The organism is Streptomyces sp. NPDC051211 (assembly GCF_040689505.1).
GTDB lineage: Bacteria > Actinomycetota > Actinomycetes > Streptomycetales > Streptomycetaceae > Streptomyces.
This window is the reverse complement of sequence record NZ_JBFBAV010000009.1, coordinates 1-24,422: the sequence shown is the minus strand read 5'-3', so window position 1 is coordinate 24,422 and position 24,422 is coordinate 1. Positions and strand designations below refer to the sequence as shown.

24 protein-coding genes and 2 pseudogenes are annotated in these 24,422 nt (G+C 73.0%); 22 read left to right on the top strand and 4 right to left on the bottom strand.

Translation table 11 applies throughout. The features are described from left to right. The first annotated feature begins 52 nt into the window (after positions 1-52). The 15 genes and pseudogenes from AB0447_RS11780 to AB0447_RS11710 all read left to right on the top strand — a co-directional run bounded on the left by AB0447_RS11780 (position 53) and on the right by AB0447_RS11710 (position 12,504). Positions 53-955 carry an ATP-binding cassette domain-containing protein gene (locus AB0447_RS11780; protein ID WP_366476426.1) on the top strand — a complete coding sequence of 301 codons (903 nt, stop codon included), beginning with the start codon at positions 53-55 and terminating at the stop codon, positions 953-955. After that, a complete protein-coding gene (locus AB0447_RS11775; RefSeq protein WP_366476425.1) occupies positions 948-1,700 on the top strand; it encodes an ABC transporter permease in 753 nt (250 codons plus the stop codon). The genes AB0447_RS11780 and AB0447_RS11775 overlap by 8 nt, the downstream gene beginning before the upstream one ends. A 115-nt stretch (positions 1,701-1,815) precedes the next feature. Next, complete coding sequence (locus tag AB0447_RS11770; protein ID WP_366476424.1) at positions 1,816-1,944, top strand: aborycin family tricyclic lasso peptide; 129 nt, start codon at positions 1,816-1,818, stop codon at positions 1,942-1,944. Positions 1,945-1,999: 55 nt separating this feature from the next. Continuing rightward, positions 2,000-3,901: pseudogene (locus tag AB0447_RS11765) on the top strand (lasso peptide isopeptide bond-forming cyclase). Next, positions 3,886-4,071, top strand: a pseudogene (locus AB0447_RS11760) (PqqD family peptide modification chaperone); the annotation flags it as partial. The pseudogenes AB0447_RS11765 and AB0447_RS11760, both read left to right, overlap by 16 nt. After that, a complete protein-coding gene (locus AB0447_RS11755; RefSeq protein ID WP_366476423.1) occupies positions 4,068-4,496 on the top strand; it encodes a lasso peptide biosynthesis B2 protein in 429 nt (142 codons plus the stop codon). The pseudogene AB0447_RS11760 and the gene AB0447_RS11755, both read left to right, overlap by 4 nt. Continuing rightward, positions 4,493-5,458, top strand: coding sequence for an ATP-binding cassette domain-containing protein (locus tag AB0447_RS11750; protein ID WP_366476422.1), 966 nt, complete (start codon positions 4,493-4,495; stop codon positions 5,456-5,458). The genes AB0447_RS11755 and AB0447_RS11750 overlap by 4 nt, the downstream gene beginning before the upstream one ends. Further along, positions 5,455-6,333, top strand: a complete 879-nt coding sequence (locus AB0447_RS11745) for an ABC transporter permease (protein ID WP_366476421.1) — start codon at positions 5,455-5,457, stop codon at positions 6,331-6,333. Before AB0447_RS11750 ends, AB0447_RS11745 begins: the two co-directional genes overlap by 4 nt. Before the next feature lie 5 nt (positions 6,334-6,338). Continuing rightward, entirely contained in the window at positions 6,339-6,848 is a 510-nt protein-coding gene (locus AB0447_RS11740) for a MauE/DoxX family redox-associated membrane protein (RefSeq protein ID WP_366476580.1), read from the top strand. A gap of 2 nt (positions 6,849-6,850) precedes the next feature. After that, positions 6,851-7,573: a thioredoxin domain-containing protein gene (locus AB0447_RS11735; protein ID WP_366476420.1), complete on the top strand. Its 723-nt coding sequence runs from the start codon at positions 6,851-6,853 to the stop codon at positions 7,571-7,573. Continuing rightward, complete coding sequence (mslH, locus tag AB0447_RS11730) at positions 7,570-8,904, top strand: lasso peptide C-terminal Trp epimerase (RefSeq protein WP_366476419.1); 1,335 nt, start codon at positions 7,570-7,572, stop codon at positions 8,902-8,904. Before AB0447_RS11735 ends, mslH begins: the two co-directional genes overlap by 4 nt. A 21-nt stretch (positions 8,905-8,925) precedes the next feature. After that, the gene (locus AB0447_RS11725) at positions 8,926-9,600 is read left to right on the top strand and encodes a response regulator transcription factor (RefSeq protein ID WP_366476418.1); all 675 of its coding nucleotides are present in this window, start codon (positions 8,926-8,928) and stop codon (positions 9,598-9,600) included. Between the two features lie 80 nt (positions 9,601-9,680). Then, entirely contained in the window at positions 9,681-10,508 is an 828-nt protein-coding gene (locus AB0447_RS11720; RefSeq protein ID WP_366476417.1) for an inositol monophosphatase family protein, read from the top strand. Between the two features lie 59 nt (positions 10,509-10,567). Beyond that, positions 10,568-11,986, top strand: coding sequence for an NAD(P)/FAD-dependent oxidoreductase (locus tag AB0447_RS11715; protein ID WP_366476579.1), 1,419 nt, complete (start codon positions 10,568-10,570; stop codon positions 11,984-11,986). A 5-nt stretch (positions 11,987-11,991) separates the two neighbouring features. Continuing rightward, entirely contained in the window at positions 11,992-12,504 is a 513-nt protein-coding gene (locus tag AB0447_RS11710; RefSeq protein WP_366476416.1) for an O-acetyl-ADP-ribose deacetylase, read from the top strand. Between the two features lie 71 nt (positions 12,505-12,575). On the opposite strand, the gene AB0447_RS11705 is transcribed toward AB0447_RS11710, so the two are convergent. Beyond that, complete coding sequence (locus AB0447_RS11705) at positions 12,576-13,058, bottom strand: Lrp/AsnC family transcriptional regulator (RefSeq protein WP_366476415.1); 483 nt, start codon at positions 13,056-13,058, stop codon at positions 12,576-12,578. A gap of 136 nt (positions 13,059-13,194) precedes the next feature. On the opposite strand from AB0447_RS11705, the gene AB0447_RS11700 reads away from it, so the two are divergent. The 4 genes from AB0447_RS11700 (at position 13,195) to AB0447_RS11685 (ending at position 17,591) form a co-directional block, all read left to right on the top strand. After that, complete coding sequence (locus AB0447_RS11700) at positions 13,195-14,253, top strand: DMT family transporter (RefSeq protein WP_366476414.1); 1,059 nt, start codon at positions 13,195-13,197, stop codon at positions 14,251-14,253. Next, entirely contained in the window at positions 14,246-15,457 is a 1,212-nt protein-coding gene (locus AB0447_RS11695; protein WP_366476413.1) for an aromatic amino acid transaminase, read from the top strand. Before AB0447_RS11700 ends, AB0447_RS11695 begins: the two co-directional genes overlap by 8 nt. Before the next feature lie 176 nt (positions 15,458-15,633). Then, positions 15,634-16,635: a polyprenyl synthetase family protein gene (locus AB0447_RS11690; protein ID WP_366476412.1), complete on the top strand. Its 1,002-nt coding sequence runs from the start codon at positions 15,634-15,636 to the stop codon at positions 16,633-16,635. Beyond that, entirely contained in the window at positions 16,632-17,591 is a 960-nt protein-coding gene (locus AB0447_RS11685; RefSeq protein ID WP_366476411.1) for a DNA-binding protein, read from the top strand. Before AB0447_RS11690 ends, AB0447_RS11685 begins: the two co-directional genes overlap by 4 nt. A gap of 69 nt (positions 17,592-17,660) precedes the next feature. Here the strand turns inward: AB0447_RS11685 and AB0447_RS11680 are convergent, their stop codons facing one another. Continuing rightward, the gene (locus AB0447_RS11680; RefSeq protein WP_366476410.1) at positions 17,661-18,809 is read right to left on the bottom strand and encodes a glycerate kinase; all 1,149 of its coding nucleotides are present in this window, start codon (positions 18,807-18,809) and stop codon (positions 17,661-17,663) included. A gap of 154 nt (positions 18,810-18,963) precedes the next feature. On the opposite strand from AB0447_RS11680, the gene AB0447_RS11675 reads away from it, so the two are divergent. The 3 genes from AB0447_RS11675 (at position 18,964) to AB0447_RS11665 (ending at position 21,869) form a co-directional block, all read left to right on the top strand. Further along, positions 18,964-20,763, top strand: a complete 1,800-nt coding sequence (locus AB0447_RS11675; protein WP_366476409.1) for a BCCT family transporter — start codon at positions 18,964-18,966, stop codon at positions 20,761-20,763. Positions 20,764-20,878: 115 nt separating this feature from the next. Beyond that, positions 20,879-21,376, top strand: a complete 498-nt coding sequence (locus tag AB0447_RS11670; protein WP_366476408.1) for an NUDIX hydrolase — start codon at positions 20,879-20,881, stop codon at positions 21,374-21,376. A 64-nt stretch (positions 21,377-21,440) separates the two neighbouring features. After that, positions 21,441-21,869: a hypothetical protein gene (locus AB0447_RS11665; RefSeq protein WP_366476407.1), complete on the top strand. Its 429-nt coding sequence runs from the start codon at positions 21,441-21,443 to the stop codon at positions 21,867-21,869. On the opposite strand, the gene AB0447_RS11660 is transcribed toward AB0447_RS11665, so the two are convergent. Both AB0447_RS11660 and AB0447_RS11655 read right to left on the bottom strand, forming a co-directional pair. Then, positions 21,866-22,402 (bottom strand): methylated-DNA--[protein]-cysteine S-methyltransferase, encoded by a 537-nt coding sequence (locus AB0447_RS11660; RefSeq protein WP_366476578.1) that lies wholly within the window; start codon positions 22,400-22,402, stop codon positions 21,866-21,868. The two genes, AB0447_RS11665 and AB0447_RS11660, sit on opposite strands and share 4 nt — an antisense overlap. A gap of 79 nt (positions 22,403-22,481) precedes the next feature. Then, positions 22,482-23,972: an AlkA N-terminal domain-containing protein gene (locus AB0447_RS11655; protein WP_366476406.1), complete on the bottom strand. Its 1,491-nt coding sequence runs from the start codon at positions 23,970-23,972 to the stop codon at positions 22,482-22,484. Between the last annotated feature and the right edge of the window lie 450 nt (positions 23,973-24,422).

The window sequence follows — 24,422 nt, the reverse complement described above, 5'->3', positions numbered from 1 at the left end:
CTCCCGTCCCGGGACCGATGTGGCCGACCGGCCTCCTCGCGAGACTGGTCGGGTGATCAACGTCCTGGAACTGACCAAGCGGTACGGCGGGAACACCGTCGTCGACGGCCTCACCTTCGCCGTGCGGCCCGGGGCCGTCACCGGATTCCTGGGCCCCAACGGGGCCGGGAAGTCGACCACGATGCGGATGATGCTCGGCCTGACCCGGCCGGACACCGGATCCGCCCGCATCGACGGCCACGCCTATCACGAACTGCGCTACCCCGCCCGGCACGTCGGCGCCCTGCTGGAGACATCGGCGCCGCATCGCAGCCTGACCGCCACCCACTACCTGCAGTGGCTCGCCCAGAGCAACCGGATCCCCCGGCGCCGGGTCGCCGAGGTCCTCGACATGGTCGACCTGGCGGGCGCCGCCCGACGGCGGATCGGCACGTACTCCCTCGGCATGGGCCAGCGACTCGGCCTGGCCGCGGCCCTGCTCGGCGACCCGCCCGTCCTGGTGCTCGACGAACCGGTCAACGGCCTCGACGCGGAGGGCATCCGGTGGCTGCGCGAACTGCTGCGCGCGATGGCCGCCCAAGGCCGGACCATCCTCGTCTCCAGCCACCTCATGACCGAGATGTCCATGGTCGCGGACCACCTGATCGTCGTCAGCCGCGGCCGGCTCCTCGCCGACACGACCATGGAGCACTTCATCCAGCGCCACGGCCGGACGTACGTCCGCGTACGCACCACCGACCCCGGGCGCCTGAGCAGACAACTGGAGCAAAGCGGGGCCTCGTTGACCGTCGCCGTCGACGGCAGTCTGGAGGTCGACGGCCTGCCCGCGGCCGAGGTCAGCCGGCTCGCCGCGGCCGACGGGCTCGCGCTGGACGAGCTCAGCACCCACACAGCATCCCTCGAGGACACCTTCCTCGGGCTCGTCGGCAGGGAAGACAGGAGCACCCGTGTCTGAGACGGTCGCGGCCATCCACGCCGAGTTCACCAAACTGCGCGGCGTACGCGGCACGCTGCTCGCCCTGCTGCTGTTCGTCCCCGTCAGCGTCCTCATCTCCGCGCTGGGCGGCTGGTCCGCGAGGTCGGCGCTCGAATCCGACAGCCCCATGCTGCGCGACGACTTCACCGCCCAGCAGGCCGGGCTGGACGGCATCCTCTACGGCCAGCTCGCCCTGATCGTGTTCGGAGTCCTCGTCGTCACCAGCGAGTTCGGCTCGGGCATGATGCGGGTCTCGCTGCTCGCCGTGCCCCGCCGCGGCCGGCTCTACGCGGCGAAGGCGGCCGTCACCGCCGCGGCCGCCGCGGCCGTCGCGATCCCGGTCACCATCGTCAGCTACCTGGCCACCCAGTACGCCCTGGGACCCCACGGCGTCTCGATCGGCGCAGCCGGCGTCCCCCGCGCCCTGGCCGGCGCGATCGTCTACCTGACGCTGATGTCCCTCTTCGCGGCCGGCGTGGCCATGATGGCCCGCAACGCCGTCATCCCGCTCGCGGTCCTGCTGCCGATGGTGCTCGCCGGCACCCACATCCTGTCCATCATCGGGGCGACGAAAGAGCTCGCCCAGTACTTCCCCGACCGGGCCGGCATGGAGATGCTCACCGTCGACTCGCCCGACGCCTACACCGGATTCGCGGTGCTGCTCGCATGGACCGTGGCGGCACTGGTCGGCGGCTACCTCCGGCACCGTCGCTGGGACGCCTGATGGGACAGGGCTGAGGCTGCTGCCCCATGCCCGTGGGACATACACCGCCATAGCCTCCTGGATGTCACGGACCGAACAAGTCGGCCCGGACACCTGTCACCACTGGGAGGAACGCATGTCCGCGATCTACGAGCCCCCGGCCCTGCAGGAAGTCGGCGACTTCGACGAGCTCACCAAGTGCCTCGGCGTCGGAAGCTGTAACGACTTCGCCGGCTGTGGCTACGCCGTCGTCTGCTTCTGGTGATGTGTCGGTGCCGGTGCGCGCGAGCGCACCGGCACCGCCCGGGGAACGAGGCGACATGGAATTCGTAGTTCTTCCGGACTGCCCGGCCGCTGCCGCGACCGCCGAGAAGCTGCCCGCGGCACACCGGATCGACCACGCGTCGGGGCGGCCCTGGATCCTGGGTGACCGGCCCGACGGCGAGGCCACCGTGCTCGAAGCGGGCCCGCGACGGATGGTTCTGCTCGGCCACACCCGGCCGGACGAGACGGCCACGGTGGCGGCCCTCGGCCGGATGGGATCGCTCCACGACGTGGACGCGGTCGCCTCCCGGCTCCCGGGACTCTTCCACCTGGCGGTGTCGATGGACGGCAGGACCCGCGTCCAGGGTTCGGTCGCCGGCGTACGCCAGATCTTCACGGCCGTCGTCGACGGGGTGACGGTGGCGGCGAGCGGGGTCGAACCGCTGCTGCGGCTCACCGGCGCGGACATCGACGAGGCGGTGCTGGCCGCCCGCCTGCTGGCGCCGGGCGGAGCACCCTGGCCGGTCGCACAGCGCCCCGTCCGCCGGGGCATCGCCCCGCTCAGGACCGGCCACTGGCTCCACCTGGACGCCGACGGCCGGGCGCAGCAGAAACGTTGGTGGCAGCTGCCGGAGGCGTCCCTCTCGCTCGAGCAGGGCGCGGCGGCCGTACGCTCGGCACTGTCCGAGGCGGTCGCCACGAGGGTCGACCCGGGCCGGACGCTCAGCTCCGACCTGTCCGGCGGCCTGGACTCCACCTCCCTGTGCTTCTTCGCCGCCGCGGCCGGCGCTGACCTGGTCACGTACCACGTCGCACCGCTCGACAGCGCCAACGAGGACACCGCATGGGCGCACAAGGCCGCCGCCCTGCTCCCTACGGCCCGGCACCACACCCTGTCCGCGGACCGCGCCGAGAACCTGTTCGACGTCGGATACACCGCGGACCTCACGGACGTGGCCCCGGAAGGGCCCGCGACCTGGGCCTCCGGCCTCGCCCACATCGGGGACCTCGCGCAGCGCGCCAAGGCGGAGGGGGCGACCCTGCACCTGACCGGCTTCGGCGGGGACGAACTGTTCGGCCGCATGCCCACGAGCGCATGGTCCCTGGCCCGCGCCCGGCCGATCGGCGGCCTGCAGCTCGTCAACCGCTACCGGCTGGCCAACCGCTGGTCCTGGAAGGCGACCGTACGCGCCCTCGTGGACCGGGCCGGCTTCGCGCAGAACCTCACCGCGGTCGCCGCCCAAATCGGCGCCCCGCCCCCGCCGCTCGACGAACCCGACTTCGGCTGGGTGTTCGCGCCCCGCATGCCCGCCTGGGCCACCCCCGACGCCGTGGCCGCGGTCCGACGGCTGCTCACCACCGCCGCCGCCGAGACCCCCGAGCCACTGGACGCCGACCGGACCCGGCACCAGGCGCTCGCCTCGATCGTCTTCGAAGGCACCACGATCCGGCAGATCAACACGGTCCTCGCCGGGACCGGCATCCAGTGGGACGCACCCTTCCTCGACGACCGCGTCCTGTCCGCGGCCCTCGCCACCCGGGTCGACCAGCGCCTGGCGAGCGGGCGGTTCAAGCCCCTGCTGGCCGACGCGGCCCGAGGCGTCGTACCCGCCGACATCCTCGGCCGCCGCGACAAGGGCGAGTTCAGCGCCGAGGCCTACCGGGGCATCGAACGCAACCGGGCCCGGCTCCTGGAACTCTGCGAGGACTCGGCCCTGGCCCGGCTCGGCCTCATCGACCCGGCGGCGTTCCGGTCCGCGGTGCTCAACCCCGGGCCGATGTCGCACCACCTCCAGCCGATCGTGACCACCGTGGCCTGCGAGAGCTGGCTCCGCACCCACGCCCAGCACCCCGGAGAACGCTGATGAAGCTGAGTCTTGCCCGAGACGTCACCCTCACACCCGTCGACTCGGGGGCGGTCCTCCTCGACGGGCGCCGAGGCCGCTACTGGCAGTTGAACGCATCCGGCTCCAGCGTCCTGCAGAGGCTGCTGGACGGGGACACGCTCGACGTGGCCGTCGCGAGCCTGTCCGCGGCCGTCCCGGTGGACGACGACCGGGTACGGCAGGACGTGATGGCCCTCGTCGACGCCCTGAGCAAGGCCAAGCTGGTGGAGGTCGCACCGTGACCACCCCCGCCGTCGCCGAACACGCGCCACGCCTTCCGTGGCACCGGCAGCTCGCGCCCCGGTGCGCGGCCGGCGCCGCCCGCCTCCTCGTCCGGCTGCCCCCCGCCCGCCTGCACCGGGTCCTGCGCCTCGTCAGCCGCGGAACCCGCCCCGCCGGCCACGCCGAAGTCGCCCGCGCCCGGCGGTCGGTCGTCTCGGTCAGCACCCGCTGCGCCGGCCTCGGCTGCCTCCAGCGGTCCGTGGCCACCGTCCTGCTGTGCCGCGCCCGGGGCCGGTGGGCCGACTGGTGCACCGGGTTCCGCACCCAGCCCTTCGGCGCACACGCCTGGGTCGAAGTCGACGGCCTGCCCGTCGACGAACCGGGTGAACTGAGCGCGTTCCGTACGGTACTGGCCGTGCGCTGCCCCGACGGGAGCCGATCGTGACCGCGATCCGGGCCGAGGGCCTCTACGCCTACTACGGCACCACACCGGCCGTGAACGGACTCGACCTGACGGTGCCCTTCGGCGCGACCTTCGGCTTCCTCGGCCCGAACGGCGCCGGCAAGACGACCACCATCAGCATGCTGACCACTCTGCTTCCCCCCACGGCCGGCCGGGCCCAGGTCGCGGGCTTCGACGTAGCGACCCACCCCGCCGAGGTCCGCCGCCGGATCGGCATCGTCTTCCAGGAGTCGACGCTCGACCTGGACCTCACGGCGTCCGAGAACCTCCGCTTCCAGGCGGACCTGTGCGGCCTCCCGCGCGCCGAGGGCCGCAAGGCGATCGCCGCGATGCTCGACCTGATGGAACTGTCCGGGCGCAGCAGGATCCCCGTACGGCAGTTCTCCACCGGTCTGCGCCGCCGCCTGGAGATCGCCCGGGGCCTGCTCGGCGCGCCCCGGGTCCTCTTCCTCGACGAGCCCACGACCGGCCTCGACGCACAGACCCGCGCCGCCGTCTGGGAGCACCTGAACCGGCTGCGCCGGGAGGAGGGCATCACCCTCTTCTTCACCACGCACCAGCTGGAGGAGGCCGAGCACTGCGACCGGATCGCGATCTTCGACCGGGGCAAGGTGGTCACCGAAGGATCGCCCGCCGAGCTGAAGACCGTCATCGGAGCCGATGTCGTCGTACTGCGCACCGAGGACGACACCCGCGCCGCCGACGCCGTGGCCGAACGCTTCGGGCTGGCGGCGGAGACCACCCCGGACGGTCTGCTCCTCCGGGTCGCGAACGGCGCCACGCTGGTGCCGCGGCTGTGCACCGAACTCGGCCTGACCGTCCACGCGGTGTCCGTCGTACCGCCGACGCTCGACGACGTCTTCCTGCACCACACCGGGGCCGCCGTCCGCGACACCGGCACGAACGCACACACGCTCAGCCACCTCGGGGAGGGAATGCGATGAGCCGGACCGACACCGTACGGGAGACCCCCGGCGCCCCCGCGGCCGCCCCCGCCCGCCCGGCGCCCGCGGGCCGTTCACTGCACGCCCTGCGGCCGTACACGCTGCTCTGGCGGCGCGAGATGACCCGGCTGCGGCACAACCCGGTACGCCTCGCCATGGGCCTGGTCACCCCCCTGCTGTTCCTCGTCGTCCTCGGCACCGGCCTCGACGCGGCCTCGTCCAGCCTCGGCAAGGCGCAGCTGAACGACTACCGGGCCTACCTGTTCCCCGGCGTGCTGATCATGTCGGTGCAGGCCCCGGCGATCGCGGTGGGCATCTCGCTCGTGTGGGACCGCCGGCTCGGCGTGCTGCGGCAGATGCTCGTCGCCCCGTTCCCACGGTCGAGCATCGTGCTCGGCCTCGCGTTCGGCGGAGCCACCACGGGCGCGGTCTACGGCATGTTCGTCCTGTCCGTCGGAGGCATCGCCGGCATCCGCTACACGCCGATGCTCCTCGTCGTACTCCTGGAAATGCTGCTCGTCTCGCTGATGTTCACGGCGCTCGGACTGCTCGCCGCCGTCACCATCAGGCAGGTCGACACCTTCCAGATCGTGGTGAACCTGAGCCTGATGCCGATGATGTTCTTCTCCGGCGCGATGTTCCCGCCGAACGGGCTGCCCGGCTGGCTCGCCGCCGTGGTCAAGATGAATCCGCTCACCTACGGCATCGACGCGGTCCGCCGGACCCTGCCCGGTCCCGAAGTGCTCACCTCGGACCAGACCCGCCTGCTGCTCTGGGACTGGCAGCCGCCCGTGATCGCGGAACTCGGGCTGCTGGCGGCGATCACCGCCGTGGCGCTCGCCCTCGCCACGTACCGCTTCTCCCGTACCCGGTGAGCGCGATGACGGTGGCCGCGGAGCGTGCCCGGCACCCACTGGTGCGGTTCGCGCACACCTGGGCGGGGACGGCGGCACGCCTGTTCCTGGCGGCCGTCCTGGGCTACGCCGGCCTGGTGAAGATGGGGGACCTCACGGCGGCCGGCCGCGACGTCGCGCTCTACCGCATCGTGCCCGCCGACGCCGCCCAAGCGGTCGGCGGCGCACTGCCGTTCGCCGAGGTCGCGGTCGCACTGCTGCTGCTCGCCGGGCTGGCCACCAGGGCGGCGGCCGCCGTCACCGCGGTGCTCATGGTGGTGTACATCGCCGCCATCACCTCGGTGTGGGCGCGGGGACTGTCCATCGACTGCGGCTGTTTCGGCGGCGGCGGCACGCTCACGAGCGGGGCCGAGCGCGGATACGCCATCGACATCGCGCGCGACCTGCTCTTCCTCGGCGCGGCCGTCCTCCTGATCCGGAATCCGCGAACCAAGTACGCGCTGGACCGCTGGGTCCTGGACGCGAAGGAGGCATAGGCATGGAGTCAACGGACAACCAGGTACGGGAGATGGTGCACACGCGGCACCGGCGCCGGCGCACCCTCCTGGTGTCGCTCGTGGCCACGGTCGCGGTCGGCGGCGCCGCGCTGCTCGGCGCCGGGCTGGTCCGGGCGAGCAACTCCGCCCCGGACGAGGCGCCGGACGCGGTGCCCGCCGGGGTGGCGGGCGACAAGGCCGGACTGGCCGTCTCCGACGGCGCGGTACGCGTCGACGTCTACTTCGACTACCTCTGCCCCGAGTGCCGCAACCTCGAACAGAGGACGGCCGCCGAGGTCAAGACCCTGAAATCGGGCGGGAAGGTGACCCTCGTCTACCACCCGGTCGCCTTCCTGAACGGCTACAGCAGCCCCGCCGGCTACTCGACCCGGGCCGCCTCCGCCGCGGCGTGCGCCGCGCAGGAGGGCAGGTTCGAGCCGTACCACGCCGTGCTGTTCGACAAGCAGCCCCCGGAGCGCGGTCCCGGACTCAGCGAGGACCAGCTGATCGCCGCCGGCCGGGACGCGGGCATCACCGGCGACTCCTTCGCGAGCTGCGTGCGGCAGGACACGTACCGCCCCTGGGTGACGTACGTGTCCGACATGGCCGCCTCGCGCAAGGTCGCGATGACCCCGACCGTGACGGTGAACGGCCGGCGCGTCGACGTCACCGGCCCGGACGCGGGCGCGGCGATCGTCCGCGCGGTGGAAGAGGCCGGCCGATGACGCGGCTGACCGTGGCGCTCTCCGGCGACTGCATGGCGACCAGGGGCGCGTTGATCACCTCCGATCCCGCCGCCGAGGAGCTCCGCGAGCTGCTGCACGCCGCGGACTTCGCCTTCACCAACCTGGAGGTCGTACCCGCCGGGCGCGGGTACCCGGTGCACAACGCGGCGGGCGGCGGCGGACTGATCGCGGACCCCCCGGTGATCGACGAGATCACGGCGGCGGGCTTCACGGTGCTCGGCTGCGCCAACAACCACGCCCTGGACCTGGGCGTGGAAGGGCTCCTCGGCACCGTGGAGTTGTTGCGGGAGAAACGGATCCCCTTCGCCGGGATCGGAGCCGACCTCACCGCCGCGCGGCGGCCGGTCTACGTCGACCGGCCCGGCGGCAGTCTCGCCCTGATCTCGTGCAGCTCGACCTTCCTGCCCGGCCAGGAAGCGGCCGCACCGTCGCCGGACCTGCCGGGCCGGCCGGGCCTGAACCCGCTGCGGCACAGCGCGATGCTGGACGTCACCGCCGCCCAGATGGCCGTCCTGAAGGAGATCGACGCCGAGACGGGGCTGCGGGCCCGGCGGGCCGAGGCGCGCACCCTGCTCGGCTTCGACCCCGCCCTGTTCCCGCCCGACCGGCTCGGCCTCTTCGGCACCCGCTTCCGCGTCGCGGACGAGCCGGGCTTCACGACCGACTGCGACCGGACGGACCTGGACGAGATCTCCCGCTGGGTGGGGGAGGCCCGGCTCCGGGCGGACCTCGTCGTGGTCAGCGTGCACTCCCACGAGCCGGGCCCGACACCCGAGACGCCCGGCGAGTTCCTGCGCACGTTCGCCCACCGGATGATCGACGAGGGCGCCGACGTCGTGGTCGGGCACGGACCCCACTTCCTGCGCGGAATGGAACTCCACCGGAACAAGCCGATCTTCTACAGCCTGGGGAACATCGTCAGCCAGATCGACCTCGCCGACCGCATCCCGGCCGAGGACTACGCGAAGGTCGCCGCCGACGGGCCGCTCACCCCGGGACGGTACTTCGACGAACTCAGCGGCCACGGGCGCCGGCTGTTCGCCCCGCACCGCCGGTACTGGCAGTCGCTCGTCCCGGTCCTCACCTTCGACGACGGCGCACTCGTCGAAGCCCGCCTCCACCCGGTCGACCTGGGCTTCGGCGAACCGGTCCACCGCCGTGGCCGCCCCCGCCTCGCCGGCCCGGCGGACGCCAAGGAGATCCTCACCGACTTCGCCCGGCTCGCGGAGCCGTACGGCACCACCGTCACCGTCGACTCCACCGGAGCAGGGGAGTTGGCGATAGAATCGGGGAACTCCACGGTGGGATGAGCAACAGGCGGGGAAGACACAATGGCCGACGCGGTCCGGGTGCTGATCGCCGACGATCAGGCACTCCTGCGCGGAAGCTTCCGCGTCCTCATCGACTCCACCCCCGGAATGAAGGCGATCGGCGAGGCGGGTGACGGCGCCGAAGCGGTGGAACTCGCCCGCAGACTCAAACCGGACGTCGTCCTGATGGACCTGCGCATGCCCGTCATGGACGGCATCGCCGCCACCCGGGAAATCTGCTCCGACGAAACACTGACCGGCGTACGGGTCCTGGCCCTCACCATGTTCGACATGGACGAGTACGTGTACCCGGCCCTCCAGGCGGGCGCGAGCGGCTTCATGCTGAAGGACGCCTCACCCTCCGACCTGGTCGCCGGCATCCGCGTCATCGCCACCGGCGAGGGCGTCCTGGCCCCCACGGTCACCCGCCGCGTCATCGCCGGCTTCTCCCGCCCCACCGACCCGCCCCGCCCGGCCTCGCGCCTGGTCGGCCTCACCAAACGGGAACAGGAGGTACTCGTACTGATCGCGAACGGCCTCTCGAACGCCGAGATCTCCGACCACCTGGTGATCAGCCTCCCCACGGTGAAGACCCACGTGAGCAGCCTCCTCAGCAAACTCCACGCCCGCGACCGGGCCCAACTCGTCATCATCGCCTACGAGACCGGCCTGGCGGAGCCCGGAATGCCCACCTGACCCCGCAGAGGTGACGCTCTTCACCCCCCGTCCACCGGCGACGGTGGGGAATGCCGCCCGGGCGTGGTCTGATGGACGGCATGATCGAAGAGTTTCTGGCACACGACCTGCCCCAGGTCGAGGAAGCCGTCCGCAAAGCCGCGGCCGTCGAGATCATGCCGAGGTTCCGGCAGCTCGCCGAGCACGAGGTCGTCCAGAAGAGCGGCCCGCACGACCTGGTGACCATCGCCGACCGCAAGGCGGAGGAGCACCTCACCGCCGCCCTCACCGAGCTGCTGCCCGGCTCGGTGGTGGTCGGCGAGGAAGCCGTGCACGCCGACCCCACCGTGTACGGGGCGCTGCGCGGCGACGCGCCCGTCTGGATCGTCGACCCGGTCGACGGCACCCGGCAGTTCGTCAACGGCGAGCCCGCCTTCTGCACCCTGGTCGCCCTCGCCCTGCGCGGTGACATCCTGGCGTCCTGGACCTACGCTCCCGCCCTGGAATCGATGGCCACGGCCGTCCACGGACAGGGCGCGTACGTCGACGGGGAAGCGATCCGCAGCGGCTCCCCGGAGCCCGGCGCCGACCTCCGGGTGGCCATCGCCCACCCCCTCTACACCAGCGAACATGACAAAAGAGTCCTCGCCCGGCTGGATGTTCCCGGCGTGGCCGCCCGGCCCTGCGGCTCGGCCGGCCTCGAGTACCTGAAGGTGGCCCGCGGCGAGATGGACGCCCTCGCCTTCACCTGGCCCTCGGCCTGGGACCACGCGGCCGGCCTGCTGCTGGTCGCCGAGGCGGGCGGGGCGCAGAGCACCGTGGCCGGCGAACCCTTCCGGATCGACCGGGACAACGAGCTGCCGTTCACCGTCGCCCGCGACGAGCCGACGGCACGGCGCATCAGGAGCCTGCTGCGCGGCGAGCGGTAATACCCTGGCAGTCCTGGGCAGGCTGGGACAGTGCCGCAGGCAGACGAAGGAGTCGCATGGTGCCGTCGATTCTCGATGCGGTCGTCGTGGGGGCCGGGCCCAACGGGCTGACGGCCGCGGTCGAACTCGCCCGCCGCGGATTCTCGGTGGCCGTGTTCGAAGCGGCCGACACCATCGGCGGCGGGGCCAGAACCGAGGAACTGACCCTGCCCGGCTTCCGCCACGACCCCTGCTCCGCCGTGCACCCGCTCGGCGCCGGGTCCCCGGTCTTCGCGACCATGCCGCTCGCCCGCTACGGCCTGGAGTGGCTGCACGCCCCGCTGCCCATGGCCCACCCCTTCGACGACGGCACGGCCGCCGTGCTGTCCCGCTCGGTGGCCGAGACGGCCGCCTCGTTCGGGCCGCGCGACGCCGGCACCTACCGGCGCCTGGTCGAACCCTTCCTCGGCCGCTGGGACACCCTCGCCCGGGACTTCATGTCCCTGCCCTCCACCGCCCTGCCCCGGGACCCGGTGACCCTGGCCCGGTTCGGACTCGCCGGGCTGCCGCCGTCCACCTGGCTGCTGCGCCGCTTCCACGACGAGCAGGCCCGCGGCCTGTTCGCCGGCCTTGTCGCGCACGTCATCGCCCCGCTCGGCGGCATCGCCACCAGCGCGATCGGCCTGGTCTTCGCGCTGGCCGCGCACGCCGTCGGCTGGCCCATGCCGCGCGGCGGCTCCCAGGCCGTCCCGGACGCCCTCGCCGGCTACCTGCGCGACCTCGGCGGCACCCTGCACACCGGCTTCGAGGTCAAACGCCTCGACGACCTCCCGCCGGCCCGCGCCTACATCTTCGACACCTCGCCCACCGCCCTGGCCCGGATCGCCGGCCTCGGACGCGCGTACGACGGCTACCGCTACGGCGCGGCCGCGTTCAAGATCGACTACGCGCTGTCCGGCCCGGTCCCCTGGACCGCCGAGCCGGCCCGCCGGGCCGGCACCGTGCAGATCGGCCCCCGCGCCCGCGACATCGACGCCGCCCTGCAACTCGCCAGCGGCGGCCGCGCCCCCCGCACCCCGTTCCTGATCACCGCCCAGCCCACCCTGGTCGACCCCTCCCGCGCCCCTAAGGGCAAGCACGTCTTCTGGGCCTACGGCCACGTCCCGAGCGGCTGGGACGGCGACCTCACCGACGCCATCGAACGCCAGGTGGAGCGCTTCGCCCCCGGCTTCCGCGACCTGGTCCTGGCCCGCGCCACCGCCGGCCCGCCGGAGCTCGCCGCCCGCAACCCCAACTACATCGGCGGCGACATCGCCTGCGGCGCCGCGGCCGGCCTGCAACTCCTGCTGCGCCCCAAACTGTCCCTGTTCCCGTACGCCACCGCTCACCCGTCCGTGTACATCTGCTCCTCGGCGACCCCGCCGGGCCCCGGCGTCCACGGCATGTCGGGCCACAACGCGGCCAAGGCCGTCTGGCGCCGCCTCCGTACGGCATCCTGACCGACATGGTTCGCATCACCCTCGTCCAGGGCGACATCACCGCTGAGAAGGCGGACGCCATCGTCAACGCCGCGAACTCCTCCCTGCTCGGCGGTGGCGGAGTCGACGGCGCCATCCACCGCCGCGGCGGCCCCGAGATCCTGGCCGCCTGCCGCGCCCTGCGCGCCTCCCACTACGGCAAGGGCCTCCCCACCGGCCAGGCCGTCGCCACCACGGCCGGCCGCCTGGCGGCCGACCACGTCATCCACACGGTCGGCCCGGTCTGGTCCGGCGAGGAGGACCGCTCCGGGCTGCTCGCCTCCTGCTACCGCGAATCCCTCCGGGTCGCCGCCGAACTGGGCGCCCGTACGGTCGCCTTTCCGGCCATCTCCACCGGGATCTACGGCTGGCCGATGGACGACGGGGCCCGCATCGCCGTCGAGACGGTCAGGACGGCCGCCACCGGCTCGGTGGAAGAGGTCCGCTTCGTCCTCTTCGACGCCCGCGCCTACGAGGCGTTCGCCGCACAGGTCGGCTGACTGCGGCCGGGTCCGGGATCGCGACCGGGTCCGGGATCGCAGCCCGGTCCGCGATCGCGGCCTCCGGCCCGCTACCGCGGGCGGCGGGAGGCGCCCGGGGCCGGGCGGGGGTACGTCCTGGACTGCTTCACACTGCCGTACGCGAAGCTCGACTCGATCGAGGCGATGCCGGGGATCGCATGGATCCGGTGGCGCACCAGGGCCTCGTACGCCTCCAGGTCCTCGATCACCACCCGCAGCAGGTAGTCGCTGCTGCCCGCCATCAGGTAGCAGTCCTGGATGTGCTCGATGACGGCGACGTGCTCCTCGAACAGCCTGACCGCCGCCGCCGTGTGGCGCTCCAGCCGGATCCGGACGAAAACGGTGATCGGCAGCCCGAAGGAGACCTGGTCGACCACGGCCGTGTAGCCGCGGATCAGGCCGGCCTCCTCCAGGCGCCGGACCCGGCGCAGACAGGGCGACGGGGACAGCCGGACCCGGTCGGCGAGGTCCTGGTTGGACAGCCGTCCGTCGGCCTGCAATTCCCGGATGATCTGCAGATCGACTGCGTCCACGGTCCCTCCTTGGCAGATCCTGCCCCAAACGTATGTCCGAGCGGCAGAACTGGCAATCGGCTGCCCCGCCCGAAGCCCTAGCGTTGCCAGGGAACGGGCCAGACCGGTCCGGGTTGCAGAGGCTGGAGCAATCTTCGTGGTCGCGACGCACACCACCGGGGCGACCGTGCCTCCCGACGCGGCGGGCCCGCGGACCGGAAACCCCGGTCTGCGCGGGCTCTCCCCCCAGGCCCAGGGCATGGCGGCCCTGCTGGTGACCGTGGCGATCTGGGCCTCCTTCGCGCTCAGCGCCCGCGCCCTGAGCAGCTCCTCCCTGCTGCCCGCCGACGCGGCCCTGCTGCGTTTCGGCGTCCCGCTCGTCGTCCTGTTCCCCGCCCTGTGGCGGCGCCGCCACCGCATCGTCGCCGTACGCCCGGGCGCCGCACTCAAGATCATCTGCGGTGCGGGGGTGCCGTTCTTCCTGGCCGCGATGCACGGCGGCGCCCTGACCTCGGCCGCGTTCGTCGGGTCGATCGTCCCCGGGATGGTCCCGCTGTTCGTCTCCGCGCTCATGGTCGCCGGCGGCCGAGGCGCCCCGCGCGGAACGCAGACGGCCGGGCTCGGGCTGATCGCGGTCGGCGTGGTCGCCCTGGTCTGGCGCTACGTCGTTCCGGTGGACACCGACGTGCTGGCCGGGGCCGGGGTGCTGCTGGTCGCCAGCGGGCTCTGGGCCCTGTACACGGTGGGGCTGCGCGAGGTGGACCTCGATCCCGTCGGATCCATCGGCCTGCTCTGCCTGCCCTCCTTCGCGGTGATCGGCGTGCTGGTCCTGACGGGCGTGCTCCCCACGGGCATCGCTCAGGCGGCGGGCAGTGACATCGCGCTGTTCCTGGTGGTTCAGGGGCTCGGCGTCGGACTGTGCGCGGGCCTGCTGTACGCCTTCGCCATCCGCCGGCTGGGCGCCGAGCGGAGCTCCGCCGTCGGAAGCCTCAGCCCGGTCGCCGTCGTCCTGCTCGCGATCCCCCTGCTCGGCGAATCGCCGACCCCGGCCGTGCTCGTCGGCGTCCCCCTCATCACCGTCGGCGTCGTACTCGCCAACCGCCGCGCCGCCCCTGCACCCGCCGCCGCTGCCCCTGCCGCCCGTCCCCATCCCAGTCCCAGTCCGAGTCCGAGTTCCGGTCCGAGTCCCCGTTCAGAGGTTTCCGCAGATGCTTGAGCTCCTCCCGCCGCCCCCCACGGACCCGCTGTGGGACCTCACCTACGAATTCGGCACCGATGAGCGGCTCGAACGGCTGAACCTCGTCCTCGGCGTCTACCGCGACCACACCGGCAGCACGCCCGTCATGGCCGCCGTCCGCGAGGCCGAGATACGTCTGGCGGAGCGTTCCGAGTCCAAGGAATACCGGGGCCTCTCCGGCAACGAGGCCTTCAACCAGGCCCTGCTCACCCTGGTGATGGGCCCCGGCCCCGGCGGACCGGCCGACCGGGCCGCGGCAGTCCAGACGGTCGCGGGCACCGGTGCCCTGCGGCTGCTGGCCGACCTGATCTGCCGGACCCGCCCGGGCACCACGGTGTGGATCAGCGACCCGGCGTACGTCAACCACCGGCCCATCCTGGAGGCCGCCGGGCTGGAGGTCCGTACGTACCGGTGGCGCGCCGCCGACGGCGGCTTCGACGCGAGCGGCATGCTGCACGACCTGAGCGGCGCACGGCGGGAGGACGTCGTCCTGCTCCAGGGGTGCTGCCACAACCCCACCGGGGTCGACCCCTCGCCGCAGGACTGGGAGGCGGTGGCCGAACTGGCCGTCCGGGACGGCTGGGTGCCGTTCGTGGACCTCGCCTACCACGGGCTCGGCGACGGACTGGACGCCGACCTGCGGGCCACCCGGATGCTGGCCGAGCGGGTGCCGGAGATGCTCATCGCCGTCAGCTGCTCCAAGAACTTCGGCCTCTACAGCGACCGCACCGGATGCGCCATCGTGCTCGGCGCGTCGCGCCAGGCGGTGCGGCACGCCGAGACGGCCATGCAGAACGCCGCCCGGACGCTGTACTCCATGCCGCCCGAGCACGGTGCCGCCGTCGTGACGACCATCCTGGAGGACGACGTACTGCGGGCCGCCTGGCGGGCGGAGCTGGACGTCATGCGGGGCCGGATCTCGGCGAACCGGGCCGAACTGGCCGTGTGCCTGACCGCGCTGGGGCACGGGGCGCAGGCGGATGCGCTCGCCCGGCAGAAGGGCATGTTCTCGATGCTGCCCCTCACGGCGCATCAGATGCTGCGGCTGCGCAGGGAGTTCGCCATCTACGGCACGACGGCGGGCCGGGTCAACATCGCCGGCATTCCGGCGGACCGGATCGCCTGCCTCGCGCAGGGCATCGCGCAGGTGCTCGACACCGGCGACCCCCTCGGCGGCCGGTGAACGGACATCCGGAGCGGACCGGACCGGGCCGGACCGGACCGGGCCGGACCGGGCCGGACCGGGCCGGACCGGGCCCGGCCGGGCCCGGCCGGGTGACTGAAAATCGCTCTGGATCCGTTCCGTCCGGAATGATCGAATCGGTGCCGTAACGTCGCTCGAACAAAGGATCGTTCCCGGTGGATTCCGTGTCGTACTCGGAGCTGCACCAGCAGATCTCCCCTGACATCGATGCGGAGATAGCAGCCGCCCTGGACCGTCTCGGCCCCTCGGCGGACGCGGTCAGGAACGCCGTCCAAAAGCTCCTGCGCCATCAGCAGATGAAACATCCGCTGTCGGTGCTGCCGGTGCTCGTGCACGCCGCCGAGACCGGCGCGCCCGGGCCGGCCGTGCCTCTGTCCGCCCTGCACCTGCTGTGGTGGACCTCGGCCTGCTACCTCGACGACCTGGCCGACGGGCAGGACGGCGGGCCCGCCGAGCGCCTCGACGTGAACGAAGCGGTCCTCGCGTCCGTGATCAGCGGGAACACGCTGCCCGTCCGGATCATCCAGTCGCAGGACGTTCCCGAACCGGTCCGCAGCGCCCTGACGGCCGAGTTCCTGGACGCCTGCATCATGGGCGCCGAAGGGCAGCTGGCCGATATGCGCGGGGAAGCCGGCCGCGCCACCCGCAACAGCGTCATCGAGGCGTACCGGGGCAAGTCCGGCGGCCCCTTCGCCATGATCACGGCGATGGCCGCCATACTCGCGGGCGCGACGGCCGAGCGCATCGCGCTGTGGCGCGACTTCGGCCACGTCTTCGGCCTCCTGTGGCAGATGTTCAACGACCAGGAGGACATCGCCTCCGGCCGCAACGAAGACCTCACCAACGGCACCGTCACCTACCTGCTCGCCTGCGCCCTCGAGGACGCCGCACCCGAGGCCAGGGCCCACATCCTGGACCTGTGCGCCACCGCGAGGAGCTCCGACCCGGCCCGGTCGGAGCTCACCGGCCTGCTGCTCGCCCCGCCCGTGCTCCACCGGTTCCGCGAGGACGTCGGCACGTACCGGGACGAGGCCCACCGCATCCTCGGCGAACTGGGCGGCGACGAAAGGTATCTGCCGGCCCTGCGGCAGCTCGTGGACCTGTCGGCGCAGATACTCCTCCAGCCGGACCCGCGGATGCTGCTGCCCACCCCGTGATCCCCGCGGTCCCACCGCTCCTGCGGACCGTCGAGCGCCTGGTGGCCCTCGACGCAGGGCATGGCGCGACGGCCGCCGTGCCCGCCGCGCGCGAGGCCGTGCGGCGCTTCCCCGCACTCTCCGCCGATCCCGAAAGCCTGCGCGGCCGGCCCGCCGACCACCTCGCCGCCCTCGCCGAGCTGTGCGAGGTCATCGGCTGGATCCTGTTCGACGCCGGCCTCCACCGGCAGGCCGCCTACGCCAACGCCCGGGCGTTCGCGCTGGCGGAACTCTGCGGCGACCGCTCGACGGCCCGGCTGGTGCGGCTGAACCACAGCATGCTCCAGGCTCACACCGGCAGGCCGCGGGCCGCCCTGGAATCCGCCGCCCGCGTGACCGGGCCGCGCGCCCTCCCGGCCCGCGTCGACAGCCTCGTCCTGATCCGCCGGGCCCACGCGACCGCCCTGCTGGGCGGCCACCGGGAACCCCTGGAGCTGATCTCCCGCGCCCGCAGCCGGTTCCTCGACGGCATCTCGCGCCACGACCCGCACTGGGCCTGGTGGATCGACGAGACCGAGCTGCTCGGCCACCACGGCTGGGTGCTGGCCCGACTCCACCACTGGGACCGGGCCATCCCCCTCCTGCACGAGGCGGCCACCGCCCCCGGCCCCTCCTACCGGCACCTGTTCGCCGCCGAGCTCCTCTCCGCCCTCACCGGAGCCGGAGCCTGGCGCGAGGCGGAGACCCTCATCGCGGACCTCGCCCCCCGCGCCGCCCGCATCGGCTCCGTACGCACCACCGGAACCCTCCACAGGACGGCGACCACCCTGCTCCGCCGCCCCGACACCCCGGCATCCCTCCGGGAGGCGGCCGCCTTCCTCCTGGACTCCCTGCCTGCCCAGGGGGTGTCTTGTCGGTCAGGGACGGCCAGCTCCTCCGCGGAGAGGCGAGGCGCACCGGCGGAGGCGGCCGCGTGACGGCCTGGGCCCTGGGAACGCCGGAGGCCCGGACCCCCCAGGGGCCCGGGCCTCACGAGTGGCGCAGCCTCAGAGCACGTCGGCCGCGATGTTCGCCGCCACCTGCTCCAGCAGCGGCCCCGCGTTCGCGATGCACTTCGCCGTGTCCGGCTCGACCTCGGTCAGCGGGTACGCGCGGCGGATCCCCGCAGCCTGCAGCGCCTCCTGCTCCAGCAGCAGCCGACCGCACACCGCCACCACCGGCTTGCCGGCCGCGCGCGCGGCCGCGGCCACACCCGCCGGGGCCTTGCCGTGCAGGGTCTGCTCGTCCAGCGAGCCCTCACCGGTGATCACCAGCGTGGCCCGCTCCAGCGCCGGCGCGAAGCCCAGCACGTCGAGCATCAGCTCGATGCCGGGACGGAAGCCCGCACCCAGGATCAGCGCGCCGTAGCCGATGCCGCCCGCACCGCCCGCGCCCGGGGAGGCGGCCAGCTCGGCGGCCTTCGGGCCGATGGCCTTCTCCAGCACCTGCGCGTAGTGCGCCAGCGCCGCGTCGAGCGTCGCCACGTCCTCCGGCGAAGCACCCTTCTGCGGGCCGTACACGGCCGGCGCGCCCTTCGGGCCGGTCAGCGGGTTGTCCACGTCACTGGCGAGGACGAACTCGACCTCCGCGAAGCGCGGGTCGATCCCCGACAGGTCCGCCGAGACCAGCTCCGCCAGCGCGCCGCCGCCCGGACCGACCGGCTCGCCGTCGGCGTCCAGGAACACGGCGCCCAGCGCGGCCAGCATGCCCGCGCCGCCGTCGGTGGTGGCGCTGCCGCCCACACCGAAGACGATCGAGCGCGCCCCCGCGTCCAGCGCGGCCTTCAGCAGCTCGCCCGAGCCGTACGTGGTGGCCGCCAGAGGGGCGAAGACGCCCGCCGGGAGCAGCTGCAGCCCGGAGGCCTCCGCCATCTCGACCACGGCGGTACCGTCGCGCAGCGCGAAAGCAGCCGTCACCTGCTCGCCGAGGGGCCCGGTGACCCGTACCTCCCGGCGTTCGAAACCGGCCGCCACAGCGGCCGCCACGGTGCCGTCGCCGCCGTCCGCGACGGGGAGGGTTTCGACCTCCACGCCCGGTACGGCCCTGCGAAGGCCCGCCGTCACCCGCTCCGCGACCTGTACGGCCGTGAGCGAGCCCTTGAATTTGTCCGCGGCGATGAGCACGCGCGCGGTCTCAGTTACTGCTCCGTCCGTCACCTTGCTTGATCCCTTGCTATCGAACGTGCAGTCGCGCCACCCCGAGCCTATCCGGAGGATCCTCCTATGCGCATGGGTGGCCTGGGTCACGCCGCGCTCGCACTCGGCGCGCCATACCACTAAATGGTGATTTTCCACCTCATAGTGGGGCCACATGAGTGCGGATTCGCTGGAACAGCCACACCCGGACACCCCCGGCGGCCCGGGCGGCACCCGGGGGGACGGCTCTCCCGACCGCACCGTCGTCACCATCGGAGTGATCGCCGTGCTGGCGGTGGTCGCCTGGGCGGCCCTCGCCAAGGGGTCCTTCGACACCGCGTCGAGCACCGCGCTCGCCTGGGTGCTGAACAACTTCGCCTGGCTGTTCGTGATCGCCGCCGACGTCTTCCTGGTCATGTGCGTGGTCCTGGCGATCAGCCGGTTCGGCCGGATCCGGCTCGGCGCCGACGACTCCGAGCCGGAGTTCACCAACCTCGCCTGGATCGCGATGATGTTCAGCGCCGGCATGGGCATCGGCCTCATGTTCTACGGCGTCGGCGAACCGCTCACCCACTACCTCGCCCCGCCGCCCGCCAGCGGCGCCGCCCCACAGACCGGCGACGCCGCCCGCGCCGCCCTGGACTACTCCTTCTTCCACTGGACCCTCACCCCCTGGGCGATCTACGGCATCGCCGGCCTCGCCCTCGCCTACGCCACCTTCCGCAAACGCCGCGGCAACCGGCTCAGCTCCGCCTTCGTCCCCCTCATGGGCGCCGGCCGCGCCGACGGCTGGCAGGGCAAGGCCATCGACCTGCTCGCCGTCTTCGCCACCGTCTTCGGCACCGCCACCAGCCTCGGACTCGGCGCCCTCCAGGTCGCCGAAGGCCTCCACATCACCGCCGGGATCGAGGACTCCACCGCCGTCGAACTGATCATCATCGGGTCGCTCTCCGCCGCCTTCGTGCTCTCCGCCTTCTCCGGCCTGCACAAAGGCGTGAAATGGCTCAGCACCGTCAACATCGTGCTCGCCGCCGCCCTGATGTCCTTCGTCTTCCTGCTCGGCCCGACCGTCTACATCCTCGACGTCATCCCCGCCAGTGTCGGCAGCTACCTGAACGAGCTGCTGCCCATGGCCAGCCGCACCGGCGCCTTCACCGACAGCACCTGGCTGGGCGCCTGGACCATCTTCTACTGGGCCTGGTGGCTCTCCTGGGCGCCGTTCGTCGGCACCTTCATCGCCCGCATCTCCCACGGCCGCACCATCCGCGAATTCCTCGTCGGCGTGCTCCTCGTACCCTCCGGCGCCACCGTCATCTGGTTCTGCGTGATGGGCGGCACCGCCATCCGGCTCGACGCCACCGGCGCCGCCGACCTCGCCGCCAAGGTCAAGGACGGCGCCGAAGCCTCCCTCTTCGCCATGCTCGACGCCCTGCCCCTGGGCACCGTCACCTCGTACGTCGCCATGCTCCTGGTCATGACCTACTTCGTGACCAGCGCCGACTCCGCCTCCCTGGTCATGGGCTCGCTCACCAGCCGCGGCTCCCTGCACCCGCCCACCTGGCTGGTCGTCACCTGGGGCGTGCTGATGGCCGCCGTCGCCGCCGTCCTGCTCGTCGCCGGCGGCCTCAAATCCCTGCAGACCGCCACCATCCTCGTCGCCCTGCCCTTCGTCCTCGTCATGCTGCTGCTCTGCTGGGCCCTGGTGAAGGAACTCCGCGAGGACCCAGGCGCCGGCCCCGCCCGGCACCACGCCCTGCACGGTCTGCGCGACGCCGTCCGCGCCATGGTCGGCGACGCCATGACCGAACAGGACGCCGTACGCCATCCCCGGCTGCGCCGCGCCGCCGAATCCCGCAGCCGCGACCACGAGGACGGCCCCGGCGGGCCTGGCGGGCCTGGCGGGCCTGGCGGGCCTGACGGGCTTGGCGGGCCTGGCGGCTCCGGCGGTGGCTCCGGCGGCCCTGGGCAGGGCTGAACCCGGGGCCTCGGGAGAACCCCGGCCCGCGGGGGTTCACCCTTCGCCGGGCCCGACCGCCATGGGCCGTGGACGCCCCCTCCGGGCACCCGGAACGGCTCGGTAGGGTGGCGGCGTGACCACCACAGACGACTACGCCACCTACATCGCGAGCCTGCCCCGGGTGCTGGCCGGCGCCGCCGCGCTCTTCCGCGACGCCGACGGGCGGGTCCTGCTCGTGGAGCCCAACTACCGCGAAGGCTGGGCCCTTCCCGGCGGCACCATCGAATCCGACGCCGGTGAATCCCCGCGCGCCGCGGCCCGCCGCGAGACCGCCGAGGAGATCGGCCTCGACCTCCCGCTCGGCCGCCTGCTCGCCGTCGACTGGGTCCTCGGCACCGCCCGCCCGCCGCTCGTCGCGTACGTCTACGACGGCGGCGTACTCGACGAGACCCAGCTCGGCACCATCAAGCTCCAGGAAGAAGAGCTCCTCTCCTGGAAGCTCGTCGAGCCCGCCGAACTCGCCGCCCACCTCCCCGGATCGTTCGGCTTGCGCATCCAAGAGGCCTACCGCGTCCTGGAGTCGGGACAGGGCACCGCGGAACTGGAGAACGGCCGCCCGCCCCACGCCTGACCGGACGCGACAACGCGGTCACGCGGTAACACGGCGCCTACACCGAGCAGGACAGAATCAGACCATGATCACCATGTACGCCTGGCCCAGCACCGCCGACGGGCCCGACGCCCTGCCGATGGTCCACTTCACCACGGAAGAGCAGTCCGGCAGCGAAGTCACCCCCGACGGACAGCCCGTCTGGCTCTTCGACAGCGCCATCCGGGACGGCGGCTGGGCCCACTTCACCGACTACGACGGCTGGGCCCAGACCGCCCCCGGCTGGCTCGCCGAATACCGCCGGCACGACGACGTCCTGCTCGTCAGCGGCCCCGGCGCCTGCGAAGGCTGGTACCAGGGAACCATCGGCGCCCCCGCCGAATGGATCGCGGCCGCCGCCACCCAGCAGAGCATGGTCATCCTCGCCGCACCCGTCCCGCACCCCTCGATGTACGGCTACGCGGTCGAAATGGGCGTGGCCTTCGCGCTCCTCGTCCCGCTGGCGGTCGTCTAGCGCCCGGCGCCGATGCCGTCCAGCGCCGGCCAGAGGCTCCGCTGGAGGGTCCGCGCGCCCGCCTCGAAGGCCAGCAGCCGCTCCTTGCGGTCCACCCCGCCGCCGTACCCGGTCATGCTCCCGGACGCCCCGATCACCCGGTGGCAGGGCACGATGATGCCGATCGGGTTCTTCCCGTTGGCCAGCCCCACCGCCCGGGAGGCGTTCGGCTTCCCGAGCCGGCCGGCCAGCTCCCCGTACGACCAGGTCTCGCCGTACGGGATGCACACCAGCTGCGCCCATACGCTGCGCTGGAACTCGGTGCCTTCGAGGCGGACCGGCACGTCGAACTCGGTCAGCTCCCCGGCGAAGTACGCGGCAAGCTGCCGCACCACCTCCGGGAAGGGCTCCTCGGTGGCATCGACCCGCTCACCGAAGGACTCCTCCGGCGGCCGGTGCCGCTGCCCAGTCATGTACAGGCCACTGAGGACCCCTTCGGTGGCCACCAGGGTCAGCTGCCCGTAAGGGCTGTCGACCACGGCATGCTGCTTCATCCCCACCACGTCCCTCGTCTCGCTCTTCACAACGCCCGCTCTCCTCACAGCTCCACAACTCCACAACACTCACCACGAATCAGACGGGCAGCCGATTGATCGGATGGTCGTCCGTCGCCCACAGGTACTGCACGGCGTACGCCCGCCAGGGCCGCCAGCCCGCCGCCCGCACGGTCAGCGCCGCCGGCGAGGACGGCAGGCCCAGCCCGGCGGCCGCCCTCCGCACCCCCAGATCGGACGGAAGGAACGCATCCGGGTCACCCAGCGCCCGCATCGCGATCACCTCGGTGGTCCACGGCCCGAACCCGGGCAGCGCCGCGAGCTGCGCCCGCGCCGCCTCCCAGTCGCTGTCGATGCCCAGCGGCAGCGAACCGTCCGCCAGGGCTCCGACCAGCGTCGTCAGCGTCGCCCGCCGGGTGCGCGGCAGCGCCAGCGCCTCCGGATCCAGGCCGGCCAGCGCCTCCGACGAGGGGAACAGGTGTGTCAGACCCCCCTCCGGATCCGGATCCGCCACGGGCTCCCCGTACGCCGTGACCAGCCGGGCCGCATGCGTACGGGCCGCAGCCGTGGACACCTGCTGGCCGAGCACCGCCCGCACCGCGAACTCCGCCGCATCGACCGTACGCGGCACCCGGCGCCCGGGAGCCTTGTCCACCAGCGGCGCGAGCAGCGGATCCGAGCGCAGCTGCTCGTCCACGGCCTCAGGATCGGCATCCAGGTCCAGCATCCACCGGCACCGGCTGATCGCGATGGTCAGATCGCGCAGGTCAGTGAGGGCCAGCTGGCAGCCGATGTGATCCGGCTTCGGCGTCAACGCCACCACCCCCGTGCCGTACGGCAGCCGGAGCGTCCGGCGGTAGGCCCCGCCGCGCCACTCCTCCACCCCGGGCACGGCCGTCGCAGCCAGGTGCCCGAACAGGTTGTCCGGGTTGAGCGGGGCCCGGAACGGCAGGCGCAGCGACAGCGTGCCGGGCGTCTGCGACGCCGCGGCCCGCGTGCCGTTCGCCCGGGCCGCCCGCGTCCGCAGGTCGCCGGGGGCCAGCGCGAACACCTCGCGCACGGTCTCGTTGAACGTCCGGATGGACGAGAACCCGGCGGCGAACGCGATGTCGGCCATCGGCAGCGCCGAGGTCTCGATCAGCAGCCGGGCGGTCTGCGCGCGCTGCGCCCGCGCCAGGGCCAGCGGCCCGGCCCCGAGCTCCGCATTCAGCTGCCGCTCCACCTGGCGGGTCGAATACCCGAGACGGGCGGCCAGCCCGGGAACACCCTCCCGGTCGACGACCCCGTCCCGGATCAGCCGCATGGCCCGCGCCACGGCATCGGCCCGGGCGTTCCACTCGGGCGATCCGGGACTGGTGTCCGGCCGACACCGCTTGCAGGCCCGGTAGCCGGCCTGCTGACAGGCGGCCGCGCTGGGCAGAAACGTCATGTTCTCGACCTTGGGAGGAACTGCGGGGCAACTGGGCCGGCAGTAGATCCCGGTGGTCCGCACAGCCGTGAAGAACCACCCGTCGAACCGCGCGTCCTTCGACTGCACGGCCCTTACGCAACGCTCGGTGTCGGTGTGCATGGATCCAGCATCCGGGGTCGAAGGGGAAGCAGGCTGGCGGTTTTCCGACATCAAGCCTACGCGCCGGACGACGGACCCGGCCCCCTCCCCGCTGGCTGCAGGGGGCGCGGGGGTTTGGGGCGCGCGGCGCGGGCGGGCTTCTTTGCCCCCTTCTCGGGGCCGGGGCGGGGCGGGGGTGTGCCACCCGCCCTTGCGGGCTTCGCTTGGACGGAAGTCAGAGGCGGTCGGGGGTTTGGGGCGCGCGGCGCGGGCCTGGTTCTTTGCCCCCTGGTCGGGGCCGGGCCCGGGGCGGGGGTGTGCCACCCGCCCTTGCAGGCTTCGCCCGGACGGAAGTCAGAGGCTGGGTGGGGTTGGTGGGTTGCGGGGTTTTGCTTGGGCGGGGTCGGAGGGTGCCCGGGGGCTGCCCGTCAGTCCAGTGTCCGAGCGTGCCGGTCCGGGCCGTCAAGGGCG